Here is a 13,432-nt window from a genome sequence, read left to right on the forward strand (position 1 = left end):
CGGCCGGGTGGTGCGAATACCACCACGTGCAAGAGCACTCACGAGGGGGACCCACCGACACCAGCAACGGTGCCGCCGTCTGCTGGTTCCACCACCGGTCCATCGACACCGGTGGGTGGGCGATCCGCATGCACAACGGGAGACCACAAGTCCGGGCACCCGGATGGATCGACCCAGGCGGAACCTGGCGAGACACCGGCCAAGAACACCGAAAGCCGAAACTCCGCGAATGAGCGCGCGCCGGCATGCATGCGGGCAGCACGAGACGCAGCGCTGCTCGGCGCCCACGGTGCGGCGTTCGGGCCCAGCCCCTCGTCGGCGCGCTCGGGTGCGGATCACGTGCGTGCGGCGCACCGGGCCGGTCCTCCAGCCTGATCTGGAGAGGTGGCTGTGCCGGGCGCCGGCCCTCAACGACCCCAGCCGAGCGGCTCCGGACGGGGAAACGACGACGTCACCGCCACGTCGCGACCGGAAGCCGCCGAGCGCGTGATGGCATCCACCGTCTCGACCACGTGGGCGGCGTGCTCGCCTGTCGCGCGGTGCGGGCGGCCCTCATCGATCGCACGGGCGAGGTCGCGCAGGCCGCGGCTCCACTCCACGCCATCGCCCCCGTCGCCGGGGCAGAGCTCGACATCCGTCCACGAACCGCCGAACGGAGTGGTGCGCACCGACGACCTGGGCTCCACCCACGACGACAAGACGAGGGTTCCGTCGTCGCCGTGGAACTCGACACCCTCTCCGACCGTGCGCGCGCCGTCGACGTAGAAGCTGCAGGTCAGGCGCACCAGAGTGCCATCATCCATGGTCAGCATCGCGACCACGAAGTCGTCGGCGACGGGGTGGAAGCTCTGGCCCCGCTTCGTCGTGCGGTCCGGCAGAAGCACCGCACCCGTCGCCCGAACGGAGCGCACCGGACCGTGGATCACCGTGAGCAGGGCGATCGGATACACGCCGACGTCGAACACGGGACCGACCTCGTAGAAGCCGGCGGGGTTCGGATGCCACGTCTCGATGCGTCCGTGATCCGCATTGGCGTAGACCGCGCGCACGCGTCCGACCGCTCCGCGCTCGATCTCGCGCCACGCCGTCTGCGAGGCCGGGCTCAGCCACACCGACGGCGATCCCGCCAGACGCACACCGTTCTCCCGAGCGATCACCACGAGCTCCTGTGCCTGCGCCGGGTCGAGCGTGAGCGGCTTCTCGCTGTACACGTGACGGCCGGACCTCAGCACAGCGCTCGTGACGGCGAAGTGCGCGTGGTGGATCGTGAGGTTCACGACGATCTCGACACCGGGATCGGCCAACAGCTCCTCGAAGGATTCGTAGGCGCGCACGCCGTGCTTCGCCGCGAAGGCGTCGCGGGCATCCGCACTCACGTCGAAGGCCCCGACCAGCTCCAGCTCGTCAGCTGCGCCGATCTCGGCGGCGTAGGACTGCGCGATCACGCCGCATCCGACGATCGCTACCGGATGCACCGCCATCAGTTGTCCCCCTCGAACAGTGCTTCCACGAATGCGCGGCTGCGTGCCACGGCGTTCCTCGGGTCGCCTTCCTCCGGCTCGTGCTCGATCGACAGCGGACCGTCGTACCCGATGTCGGCCGCAGCACGCAGGCAATCGGCGATGTCGACGATGCCCTCGCCGAACGCGCACGTGTCGTGGGCGCCCGCTGCGCGGACATCCTTCAGGTGGATGTACTCGACGGCAGGCCCCAGCTCGCGTATCGCAGCGGCCGGGTCGCAGCCCTGTGTCGCGAACCATCCGGTGTCGACGGTGACGCCGACCCGATCGCCCGGAATGTCCTCCACCTTCGCGAGCAGCTCGGCCACGCTCGCCTCCGGGTGGTTCTCGCGGCCATAGCGCAGCCCGTACTTCTCCAGCAGCCCGGCGAACGCGCGCGGGTCGCGCTCGGCGAAAGCGCAGTATCCGGCGAGCACCGGCACCTCGAGCGCCTCGAGCAAGGCGCAGACCCGCTCGCACTCCTCGGCGGTTTCGCCGAACGGACCTCCGGCATAGCTCGTGAGACGGATGCCGCGCCGCTCGGCCGCCGCCCGAGCCGCGTCGACATGCTCGGGCGTCGCCCACTCCCCGTCCAACTGGGCACACCAGAGGTCGTACGCGGCGAAGCCCAGCTCGGCCACCTCGGCCAGCAGTTCGTCGAACCGCTCGGCGAACGTGTCGACCGGCCGGAACCACGCCTCCGTCGATTTCACGCCCTGCCCCCACCCGCCGGGCATCGACCAGTTCACCTGCCGGGCGACGAAGTTCGCACCGTTGAAGGCCAGTTCATTCCGCATCGAACACTCCTCGATAGACTCGTTGTGGTAACGATGCCACATTCCGCACGCTCAGGAGGATGAACACATGGCCAGGATCCGCCGGCTGCTCCTGCTCGGCCACACGCACCACGACGTCGGCTACACGAACAGTCCACGGATCATCGACCGGATGCACGGCGAGATCGTGCGCGAAGTGCTCCGGCTCGCCGACGCCGAAGTCCGGCCGCTGGATGCGTCGGAGCGGTTCCGGTGGACATTCGAGGTCGCACGCCCCGTGCTCACGTTCCTGCGGACGTCCACTCCGGCCGAACGCGACAGCCTTCGCCGGCACGTGTCGGACGGCACGGTCTGCGTGACGGGCGGATACCTCAACCTGACGCAGCTGCCCGACGCACCCGAGTTCGCCGCCGCGTATCGCGCGCTCGAGGCGATCCGATCCGACGGCATCCGCATCCGCACCGAGCAGCACGGCGACGTGAACGGCATTGCCTGGGGCGCGACGGACGCGATGCTCGACGCCGGCATCGACCGCCTGCTCATGGCGCTCAACCCCGACCACGGCCGCGCACCGCTCGAGCAGCCCAGCGCGTTCTGGTGGGAGGCGCCGTCGGGCCGGCGCGTCTTCACACTGCTGTCGACGCACTACGGATTCGGCGAGGAGTGGGGCATCGTCGACGGCGATGTCGAGCTCGCGTGCGAGAACATCCTGCGATTCGTCGAGCGACTGGATGCCCGTGACGACTACCCGTTCGACACGGCCGTCGTGCACGCCGGCAACGACAACCGCTGGCCGACCGCGCTCTTCGTGGACGTCCTGCGGGCGTGGAACGAGCGCCATCCGGACCGTCCGATGACGACGGCGACCACGGACGGCGCCATGGATGCCCTGCTCGCGCAGGCGCCGCCGGAGCTGCCCGTGCTGCGCGGCGAGTGGGCCGACTGGTGGTCGCACGGGCACGGCTCGACAGCCCGTGAGGTCGCCGTGTACCGCGAGGCGCGGCGGTTCGCCCGGGCGGCACGGGAGGCGTTCCGCCTGGCGCGGGAACGCGGCGAGGGCGCGCCGGAACTGGCGACGGTGCTGGGCTACCGGCGCGGTCCGGTGCGGCTCCGGTCCGGCGCCGAGCTGGCCCGCGCGTTCGACGCCGTCGACGAGCAGCTGCTGCTGTTCGGCGAGCACACCTGGGGCTCCTGGGAGACGTACTCGAAGCCGCACTCGCATTTCAGCCACTCGCACTGGAACGCGAAGGCCGGGTTCGCCTACGCCGCGTGGGACGAGGCGCGCGACCTCGCGGTGGAGGCGCTGTACCGGCTCGCCGCCTCGGGCGCCGAACTGTTAGATCGCGACGGTGTTCTGGTCGCGAACCTCACGGACCGGCCACGACACGAACCGGTCGAGGCTGAGGTGGGCGCACGTCGCGTCACCCTCGTCGCAGAGCTGCCGCCGTACGCCGTCACCGTGTTGCCGGCCCCACCCGACCTCCCCGCGAGCACTCCAGGCACGGTCGCCGAAGCCGGCAGGTACCGGGCGGTGGTCGACCCGGAACGCGGCGGTGTCGTCTCGCTGACCGCCGACGGGCGCGAACTCGTCGACGTCGGATGCCCGCACGGGCTCGGTGCGGTCGTGACGGAGATGCCGGTGACCCGCGAGCATCCGATGTTCGAGAATCCGAAGAACTTCAATCCGGCGTTCCCGGGCCCGGAGTTCGAGCACACGCACGCCCGCTCGAGCGAGACGCCCAGCCTGACCGAGACGGATGCCTTCACCCGCATCGAGTGGACGAGCCGGCAGGCGGGCGGCGAGCGCCGCGCCCCGATCGAGGCCGCGCACGCGCTGACGCTCTACCGAGACCTGGACCTCATCGATCTCGCCGTGCGGATCTCGAAACCGGAGGAGTTCTCGCCGGAGAGCGTGTTCGTCGCGTTTCCGTTCGGCATCCGCGCGCCGGAGTTCCTGCTCGAGACCGCCGGCGCCGTGTTCGCGGCCGAGACGGAGCAGCTTCCCGACACGTCGAAGGACTGGTACTCCATTCAGCACGCGATCGGCGTTCACGGCGACGGCCGCGCGGTGCTGTGGGGGTCGGTGGATGCTCCGCTCGTGCAGCTGGGCGGCTTCCACACCGGCGAATGGGCGCGCACGCTGGATGCGCCGGTCGGTCACGTGAACAGCTGGGTGATGAACAACCTGCACTTCACGAACTTCCAGGCCAGGCAGGAGTTCACCGGAACATTGCACTACCGCTTCAGGCTCGCCGCACCCGAGGACCTCCGCGAGCAGGTCCGCCGGTTCGGCGCGGACCTCGCCCTACCTCTCCAGGCACGCGCGTACCACGGCCCACTGGGTCGCTGATTCGCAAACAGTCCCTACAGCGGCCGCTCGATCAGGTCCACCTCGCGGATCGGCTCGCTCGCATCCGACGGCACCACGAACGTGCGCAGCTGGGACGCTCCGAAGTCCTCCTCGATGGTGCGCCCCAGCATCGGCAGCTCGATGCGCGACCGGCCGGGCTCGCCACGCGTCTCGATCGCGCGCACGACCACGTCGGCACCACCGGGCGCGTCGCAGGCATCCTCTGTGCCCTTGAGCGCCGTGACCATGACGCTCCCGCCTCCGTCGGAGGCGAACGAGTGCACCGGCGGCAGGACGCCGTCGTGGAACGACTCCTGCATCGCGCGCACCGGATTGCCGAGCAGCAGAGCGCGGCGCACCGGGTCGGCCGCGCGCCAGTCGCCGGCGTGCGGCACAAGCTCGTAGCTGAAGTTCTGGATGCCCTGATCCTGGAAGCTGTAGATGCCGTCGGGATCCAGAAGCCGCGGGTCGTGCCACGAGTAGACCGGGCTGCGAACGGCGGTGATGCCGATCGAGGGCTCATCCCCGCCCGAGGTGTCATACGCGTGCTTGTTCGTCGCGACGACGGTGAGCCCGGCGGGCTCGCCGCCGATCCTGCCGGTGAGGTCGACCCAGGACTGCGCCGGCTGCTCCGAACCGTTGACGTGCCGCTCGAGGTGTCCGAACGGGATCTCGTACGTCGCCGTCGGCTCCTGCAACACGGTCGGGAAGCGAAGCTTGAGCAGGTGCGCGTGCTCCCGCCAGTCGAGCGTGACGTTCACCCGCAGCACCGGTGAGTCGTGGTCGAGCACGAGCTCCTCGATGAGAGTGGATGCGTGCCACTCTCGCTCGATGCGCACCCGCGAACGCAGGGGTCCGGTCTCGCGCACCACGATGCGCCTCAGCGCCATGGGCGCGCTCGGCCACGCGTAGGAGACCACGCGGTGGCCCCAGGTATCGGTCGGATCGTCCGTGATCTGCGTGTGCTGCTCGCCGTCGACGCCGGCCATGAGGTCGACGCCTGTCGCCTTGACGAGGTACGACGAGATCCATCCGGTGCGCTGGTCGAGCTCGATGCGCACGTGCTCGTTCTCGAGCACCCGCTCGGAGACCTCGAGAGACGTCCCCGCTCCGGACCCGTGCCCCGACCGCAGCCGGTACAGCCGGTAGCCGAGCGCCGGCACCTCAGCGCGGAACACGACGGCACCGCGTGAGACGTCGGATGTCGTCGCGGTCGACTGCGTGTTCTGGAAGACGACCTCGCCACCGTTCTCGTCGACCACGTGCACGCCGGTGCGCTGCGATCCGTACTGGAACACGACATCCGTCGAGACCGGCCACGGATGCGGGTTGAAGACGAGCACGGGCTGCGTGCCGTCCTCGCGTGGCACGTCGACCTGCCGGGCGATGGTGTTGTGGGCGCGCGTGATGATGCGCTTGGAGATCGCGACGGCCTCACCGAGCTGGTCGCGGGCATCCTCATACGAAGGCTCGATGGCTGAGCCCGGAAGCACGTCGTGGAACTGGTTGAACAGCACCTGCTTCCAGGCCGTCTCCAGCTCGTCACGCGGGTAGTCGATCCCATCCGTGACCGCAACCACCGCCGCCCAGCGCTCCGCGTTCAGCACGGCGAACTGCGCGCGGCGCTGCCACGCCTTGATGCCGGAGTGCGCCGAATAGCAGCCCCTCGCGTGCATCTGCAGGTCGCTGCGACGAACGGGCAGACCGTCGAGGAACGCGTCGCCGCGGGCGAGGATCTCGTCGAAGTAGGTGCGTGGAGACGACATCGTCAGCCTTCCGAAGGTGCCCATGCGGTCGTAGCGGTGGATGGACTCGATGTTCGCGATCGTCGGGCCGCCGCCGTGGTTGCCCACTCCGTAGAACACCATGGCGTCGCCCATCGAGCGGTCCAGCGATCCGATCGCCTTCTCGGTCTGGTAGTCGACCGCGCCAGGCGGGCTCCCGTACTCGAACGGGATGCGGTACGCGAGCACCCGGGATCCGTCCGGAGACTCCCACCAGAACAGCGTCGACGTGAGGTCGGATTCGTGCGGGCCCGGCCGCAGGAACGTGTAGGAGTCCATGCCCTGGCCGCGCAGGATCTGCGGGATCATCGCGTTGTGCCCGAACGGGTCGACGTTCATCCCCACCGTCGCCGGCTTGCCGAAGCGCGAGATGAGGTAGCGCTGCCCGTACAGCCCCTGCCGCACGAAGCTCTCACCCATCGGCAGGTTATTGTCGGGCTCGACCCACCATCCGCCCACGTTGACCCAACGGCCCTCTGCTACGCGGTCCTGGATGCGCGCGAACAGCTCAGGATCGGACTCCTCGACCCAGCTGAGCAGCACGATCTGGTCGCAGGTGAACACGAAGTCGTCGTACTCGTCCATGCGCTGGATGGCCGACCAGAACGTCGCGCGCGCCTCCTGGTAGCCCTCCTGCCACGGCCACAGCCACACCGGGTCGAGGTGCGCGTTGCCGATCATGTACAGCGTGCGCTGCGGCGTCGCCGTCGGACGGCGGGCAGGCTCGAGCTCGACCGGCTGCGTTCCGGATGGCGCGTTGGAGACCGGCGCCTTCGCGGTGAGCAGGTCGGTGGCGGGCGGCTCCCCCGCGATCAGCGGCGCGAAGTGCTCGTTCGCCGAATCCACCGAGATCTTCTCCATCGTGCCTGCGCCCTCGCGCGGCTCGTACTCCTTCGGTCCGGCCGCCGTGCGAGGAACGCCGGTCGCGGCGTCGTCCTCCGGCTTCCAGTCCTCTGCACGCTGCTGCGCTTCGCGGTCTTTCACGGTGCGATCACGTCCTCGGGTGTGCCGTCGGCCCAGGCATCCACGATCTCGGAGAGCACGTGGAGCATGAAGGTGTGGAACTCCTGGATTCTCGGGGTTGACGTCGAGGGGCTCAGCAGGCAGTGGTCGGCGTGCTCTCTGGCGGCACCGCCGTCGCCCCCGCCGAACAGCACGGTGGTCGCGCCTGCCGCCCTGGCCGCTTCGAGGGCCAGGACGATGTTCGGGCTCATGCCGCTCGTGGTGAACGCGGCGACCACATCGCCCGGCCGTGCAAGACCGCGCACCTGCCTGGCGAACACCTCCTCGTAGGAGTAGTCGTTGGCGATGCACGTCAGGGTGGTGGGGTCGGTGCTGAGCGTCACCGCGCCGAGCGGGCGGCGGTCACGGCTGTAGTGCCCGATGATCTCGCCCGTGAAGTGCTGAGCGTCGGCCGCGCTGCCGCCGTTTCCGAACGTGTAGAGGATGTGCCCGGCCGCGAACGCGGAGCACAGCACCGCGCCGATCCGGCGGAGCGCAGGCATGAGCTCCTCTCCGGCCTCGGCGACGGCGATGTGCTCCGCGAGCTGGCGGCCCATCCAGTCCTCGGCGATCTCAGACATGGTGCGGCTCCGGCATGGGAACGCTCGCGCTGGCGAGCTTGTCGAGGTGGTCGAACGCGACCGCGCCCGCGCCGACCACGCACACCACGTCGCCGAGCCCGGCGAGCACGACGTTGGATGCCGCGGCTGCCGGCGGCATCGCGGCTGCGGCGACGCGGGCGCGGATCGGCTCGATGAGCACGTCGCCGGACCGCGTGACACCGCCGCCGAGCACGACCAGGTCGGGCTCGAAGACGTTCACCAGGTCGGTGATGGCGACCGAGAGCACGTCGATGGTCTCCTCCCACAGCTCGACGGCGAGCGGGTCGCCGGCAGAGGCAGCGGCGACCACGTCTTCGGAGCGGATGTCCGCGATTCCGGCGAGCACGGACCCCGCGCCGCGCGCCGCGACGGCTTCTCGAGCACGCAGCGCGATGGAGGTGCCGGAGGCGTAGCACTCGAGGCATCCGCGGCGGCCGCAGAGGCAGGGCCGGCCGCCGGTGCGCACCATGACGTGGCCGAACTCGCCGCCGTTGCCGGCGGCACCCCGATGCAGTCGGCCGTCGATGACGGCACCCCCGCCGATCCCGGTGGAGATCGTGAGGTAGACCATCGTGGAGACGTCGCGCGCGGCGCCGTAACGGAACTCGCCGAGCGCTCCCACCGTCGCGTCGTTCTCCAGCACGGCGGGAACGCCGAACTCGCGCGACGCGAGGTCGACGATCGGAACATCCACCCAGCCGGGCAGATGGAGCGGGCCGGTCAGCACGCCGGCATCGGCGTCGAGCGGGCCGCCGCACGAGATGCCGACCGCCTCGATCTCGGACGCGGGGATGCCCGACGACGCGATCGCGCGGTGCCCGATCTCGAACAGTCTGGGAACGATTACACCGGGACCCTCCTCGCGGCGAGTGGGTTCGATGACGAGTCCGTGGGTTCGGCCGTCCTCCGTGACGACGGCGACGGCCAGCTTCGTTCCGCCGATATCGAGCGAGAGGACCGCTCGTTGGCCAGTTGCCATCATGTCCTTCCGGAGCTTCATGACCGTCGTCACCGCCGGATCATGTGGAATCGTTCCCACAAATAGTAGGTCGCGCGGCCCAAGCGGGTCAACTCACGCGGCCCGATTGCCCGCACCCGCGAGACTGCACGCCCACCCCATCCCGAACCGCGAGACTGCACGCCCACGCCATCCCGAACCGCGAGACTGCACGCCCACCCCGAAACAGCGGGTATTACCCACCCTCTCGGGGTGCGTTTGCAGTCTCGAGGTGCGGCGCGGCGTCGGACCCGCGCGGCGCGAGCGGCGCACCGCGGCGGCGCCGCAAGGAGCGCGCGCTCGCTAGAGCGTGTCGACGACCGCGTCCCCCGCCTGGCCGAGCCGCGTGTCGCCAAGCGCGACGTCGGCGGCAAGCCGCTGCCGCTTCGCCGGCGTAGCGGATGCCCGCACCCGGAACCGCAGGCGCACCGTCTCGCCCGCCCCCGCCACCGCGGTGGCCGTCCCAGCTTCACTCCATCCCGGCGGCACCACAAGCCGAGCCACAACCGAACGCGGCTCCTCGAACGGATTCACGACGACGACCTCGTAGTCGAGCCAGGCACCGGCATCCGTGCGCAGGTAGAACGGTTCGACCAGCACAAGGTTGCCGTCGGCCGGCGGCCGCAGACCGTCCGACGGAAGCAGCTCGTCGTGGATGCGCGCGAGCTCGTCGCCCTGCTGCTCGAGCAGGCGCAGGTACTCCTCGTCGACCTCGCGGCCCTGCCAGTGGCCGGTGATCATCAGACCGGGTGCGATCCTCCGGTAGAGCGCAGCGCTCGCTCGGTAGTCGTCGCGTCGGAACCGGTTGCGGTACTGGTAGTTCAGGATCTCGCGCTGAACACCCAGCCGCCCGTCTGCCGCCTGCTGGTCTCCGGTGGCCAGCACCAGAAGACCGTCGACCTCGAACTCGAACGCTCCCGCGTAGAGCGTGTGGCCGGGAAGCGGGTGCGTAGTGATCTCGTACTCCCGCCACTGCACCGCCTCGCCGAGCGGCAGCACGCGATCGGCCGGAATCGGCTCGAACCACTGGCACGGCAGATCGGTGCGCATCGGGTCGGCCATGATCGGCTCGACGTTCTCCGGCAGCCACACCTGCGTGCCCTCGACGTCGCGGAGCAGGTTGATGCCCGCCACGTGGTCGTCGTGGTAGTGGGTGGCAAGCACGACCTCCACCTCGGTGACGCCGTAGTCGCGCTTGAGCGCGGGAAGGGAGGCCAGCCACGGCCGTCGTGCCGCGCGGTCGGTACCGGCCGGCCATCCCGTCGACATGTCGTAGCCGTAGTCGATCAGCAGCGCCGGCCCGTCGTCGCTGAGCAGCACGTACGAGCACGAGTTGGCCGTGCGGTTCAGGAGCAGGTGGTCCGTGAGCCGCACGAACGGCCGCTCGAGCCAGTCGTGCAGGTCCCATGCGCGGGTGCGGCGCGAGTCGACGTATCCGCTCATCCGCTCGGCCAGCAGCTCGAGCGCGGCACCCGCATCCGTCATCGGCTCGCCGTGCGAGGGGAGGAGGATGTCCGGATGCTCGTCGCGCAGAAGGTGGCACGAGAGCACGTTCATGGCCGGACCCTCGTTCTCGGTGTACGACCACTGCGTCGACGCCAGCGACCACACCTTGCCCGGCGCGTAGATGAGGTCGCCGGTGAACGCGATGCGCTCGTCGGCCCGGTCGATCAGGTACGTCACCGACCCCATGGTGTGGCCCGGCGTCGGCACCGTGGCGATGCGCAAGCCCCCGAACTGCGCCGTGCGGTACTCCGGCACGGTCCCCGCGATCGGAATCGGCTCGAGCAGGGAGAACCGGTCCTGCCGCAGGTTGTAGTCGTTGTAGAGCGCGCGCGCCGACCACATCTCGTCCGCCCGGGCGAACAGGTCCTGCTCGACCGGCGGAACCCAGACCGGGATGCCCGCCTCGACAGCGCGCGGCAGCCCCTGGCCCTGGTCGCGGTGATGGTGGGTCATCAGCACGGCGTCGAGCCTTGTGAGCCCGAGCTCCTCGAGGTGATCGAGCACATCGCCCGAGCCGAAGTCGATGGCCACGGCTCCCCCACCCGCCTCACCGGGCTCGGGTAGCACGACGTACACGTTGCAGGTGTCCGCGAACCGATGGACGCCAGGGACGACCTCGGTGAACGCGCTCATACCATTCCTCGCGCCTCTCGACGAACCGCTCGCACCTGAAGATAGCCGCGCCACAGAGACGCGATCTCGTCGAGGTCGCCGTCTTCGATGGGTTCCCGGCTGTTGTCGATCGATTCGACATAGTAGAGGGCGGGCACGCCGAGCCCCGCCTGCACGCGCGCGTACGCGAGCCATTCCTCCCGGTTCGGCATGGGCCACTGGTCGGTGTCGATCGGATGCCCGGGCAGCGCCGCCGCCGCGATGTCGCGCCGGAAGCGCACCTGGTCGACGACGGGCACCGGATCGCCGTTCACCGACTCCACGAGCACGTCGTTGAGCCGGATCATGTCGGTCACGTCGCCGAACGACGGATGCACGGTGTGCGTCACGACGAGCGCGTCGGGCTTCACCGCCTTCGCGGCGTCGTGGATGGTGCGCACGAGCCGGTGCAACGCCGCGATCCCCCACACGCCGTCGGTATGCGCGCGCAGCGTGCGACCGGACGGCGCCCGCTGCGTGAAGTCCACCTTGAAGCCGTCGGCGTCGAGACCGTCGCGGGAGAGCATCCACGTCACCTGCGCGGCGAGCGCGGCGAGGTACGCAGGATTCGACGGATCGACGGCGACCGGCTGGCCGTGAGCATCCTGAACCGTCAGCTCGGGCGGCAGCCCGTCCGGATCCCACGCCTTCAGCCACAGCAGCACGTGCTGGCCTTCCGCGTGCCGGGCGGCGATCCAGGAGCGCAGGTCCGGCCACTTCTGTTCGTCGACCGTGTTGGTCCCGTAGTCCGCCTGCCAGCGGTCGTCGATCATGACCGTGCCGGGATGGATGCCGTGCTCGGCAAGGCGCAGCAGCCAGCGATCGTAGAACTCCTGCCTGGAGAGGTCGGCGGCGAACGCCACGCTGTCGGGCAGCACGAACCCGTGCGGGGAGTCGGGAGCGAGTTCCTCGCCCTCGTGCGTCAGCTGCACGGCCAGCGCGGACTGCGCGCCCCAGCCGCAGAAGATCGGCTCGTACCACCAGTCCGCCACCGGCCCCGGCTCTCCCGTCCAGCCGCGGCCTGCGACGTCGTCGCGATAGTCGATGATCGCGGTGCGCGGCGAACCGGCGGGCCGCAACACGAACTCGGGCGACGACCATCCGTCCGCGCCGACCGTGGTGTGGCCCTCGTAGGTGAGCCGCAGCAGGAAGCCGCCGTCCAGCGCGTCGTAGCGGTACGTCGTGAACCCGAGCTCCTCGACCGGCGCAACGACGGAGACACCGAGCCACTCGCCGACGGGCATGTCGGTCGGGCCGTGCGGGGCGGACGGGTCGATGGTCGGACGACCCAGCCCGAACACGAGCGGCGGCGGCGAGAAGATGCCATGCAGGCGGCCCGGTTCCGCGTCGCCCACCACGCCGAGCTGCGCCTGGCTGGTCGAGGGCCGCACCACCTGAATCGGCTCGGTCGGGGTGGGCACGAAGAGCGACGGGAAGCGGATGCCCGAGCGGAACGTCCCAGCGGCTCCCGTCGGCAGCGCGGCCTGGCCCCCGAAAACCGTGACGTCCGCGATCCGCGCGTCGCCGGCATCCGTCGTCACCTCGACGTGCGCCCGGATCTCGGCCGGCGTGCAGCGCAGCACGAACACGCGGCTCGTCCATGCGCTCGAGTCGCCCGCCACCCGCACCAGCACGTCGCCGTCCGGCTGCTCCTCCACCGTGACGGCCGTTCGACCGGATGCCTCGTCGGGCTCGCCGACCCGGTCGACGTTCGCGATCAGGGAGAGGTCGCTCCACAGCTCGCCGTCCGCGCCCGCGATTGTCGCGCGCGGGCGGGCCAGCGCAACGCCGAGCGTGTACGCGGGCGTCGTGATCACGACCTCCAGCGGACCGCGCGTCACCTGCACAAGCTGGTCGACCTGCTCGATCGTCATTCTGGTGCTCCCCAGTCCGCGAGTTCGTCGACGGATGCCGCCTCCCGTGTCTCCTCCGGCGTCTCCAGCCTGAGGTGAAACGCGGGCTCCGGTGCGAACGAAACCGTCAGCGCCGCCCGCGCGCCGCCGTTCGTCCACTCCAGGTGCAGCACGTCGCGGGCATCGACCCAGTAGCGGAACTCCCCGTCGAACGCGGGATGCCTGCGTCGCACACGCACGAGCCCCAGCTGCGCCCGCGTCACCGCGCTCCCGAGCGCCGCGTCGATCTCCGCCGGAGCGTAGGTGTGCCGGTTGACGTCGCGGCCCTGCCCGGTGCGCCGGAACAACTCGGTGTCGTCGAACCCGCCGAGCAGGCCCACGTAGTAGAGCTGCGGACGTCCCGGCAGCCACA

Annotated in this window: 8 protein-coding genes and 1 pseudogene; 1 reads left to right on the forward strand and 8 read right to left on the reverse strand. The window is 70.1% G+C overall.

Annotation, left to right across the window (positions count from 1 at the left end):
• Window positions 1-407: 407 nt before the first annotated feature.
• Window positions 408-1,481 carry a Gfo/Idh/MocA family protein gene (locus ACTHNC_RS07785; protein WP_440294029.1) on the reverse strand — a complete coding sequence of 358 codons (1,074 nt, stop codon included), beginning with the start codon at window positions 1,479-1,481 and terminating at the stop codon, window positions 408-410.
• A complete protein-coding gene (locus ACTHNC_RS07790; protein WP_440294030.1) occupies window positions 1,481-2,296 on the reverse strand; it encodes a sugar phosphate isomerase/epimerase family protein in 816 nt (271 codons plus the stop codon). Before ACTHNC_RS07790 ends, ACTHNC_RS07785 begins: the two co-directional genes overlap by 1 nt.
• Window positions 2,297-2,363: 67 nt before the next feature.
• On the opposite strand from ACTHNC_RS07790, the gene ACTHNC_RS07795 reads away from it, so the two are divergent.
• A complete protein-coding gene (locus tag ACTHNC_RS07795) occupies window positions 2,364-4,625 on the forward strand; it encodes a hypothetical protein (protein WP_440294031.1) in 2,262 nt (753 codons plus the stop codon).
• A 14-nt stretch (window positions 4,626-4,639) separates the two neighbouring features.
• Here ACTHNC_RS07795 and ACTHNC_RS07800 read toward each other — a convergent pair whose 3' ends face one another.
• The 6 genes and pseudogenes from ACTHNC_RS07800 to ACTHNC_RS07825 all read right to left on the reverse strand — a co-directional run.
• Window positions 4,640-7,393 carry an alpha-mannosidase gene (locus tag ACTHNC_RS07800; protein WP_440294032.1) on the reverse strand — a complete coding sequence of 918 codons (2,754 nt, stop codon included), beginning with the start codon at window positions 7,391-7,393 and terminating at the stop codon, window positions 4,640-4,642.
• Complete coding sequence (locus tag ACTHNC_RS07805) at window positions 7,390-7,992, reverse strand: D-sedoheptulose-7-phosphate isomerase (protein ID WP_440294033.1); 603 nt, start codon at window positions 7,990-7,992, stop codon at window positions 7,390-7,392. Before ACTHNC_RS07805 ends, ACTHNC_RS07800 begins: the two co-directional genes overlap by 4 nt.
• Window positions 7,985-9,025, reverse strand: a complete 1,041-nt coding sequence (locus ACTHNC_RS07810) for an ROK family protein (RefSeq protein WP_440294034.1) — start codon at window positions 9,023-9,025, stop codon at window positions 7,985-7,987. The genes ACTHNC_RS07805 and ACTHNC_RS07810 overlap by 8 nt, the downstream gene beginning before the upstream one ends.
• Window positions 9,026-9,313: 288 nt before the next feature.
• A complete protein-coding gene (locus tag ACTHNC_RS07815) occupies window positions 9,314-11,149 on the reverse strand; it encodes an MBL fold metallo-hydrolase (protein WP_440294035.1) in 1,836 nt (611 codons plus the stop codon).
• Window positions 11,146-13,041 carry a hypothetical protein gene (locus ACTHNC_RS07820; protein WP_440294036.1) on the reverse strand — a complete coding sequence of 632 codons (1,896 nt, stop codon included), beginning with the start codon at window positions 13,039-13,041 and terminating at the stop codon, window positions 11,146-11,148. Before ACTHNC_RS07820 ends, ACTHNC_RS07815 begins: the two co-directional genes overlap by 4 nt.
• A pseudogene (locus tag ACTHNC_RS07825) lies at window positions 13,038-13,432 on the reverse strand (sucrose phosphorylase); the annotation flags it as partial. The gene ACTHNC_RS07820 and the pseudogene ACTHNC_RS07825, both read right to left, overlap by 4 nt.

It is taken from the genome of Humibacter sp., from assembly GCF_051954055.1.
Classification (GTDB): domain Bacteria; phylum Actinomycetota; class Actinomycetes; order Actinomycetales; family Microbacteriaceae; genus Humibacter.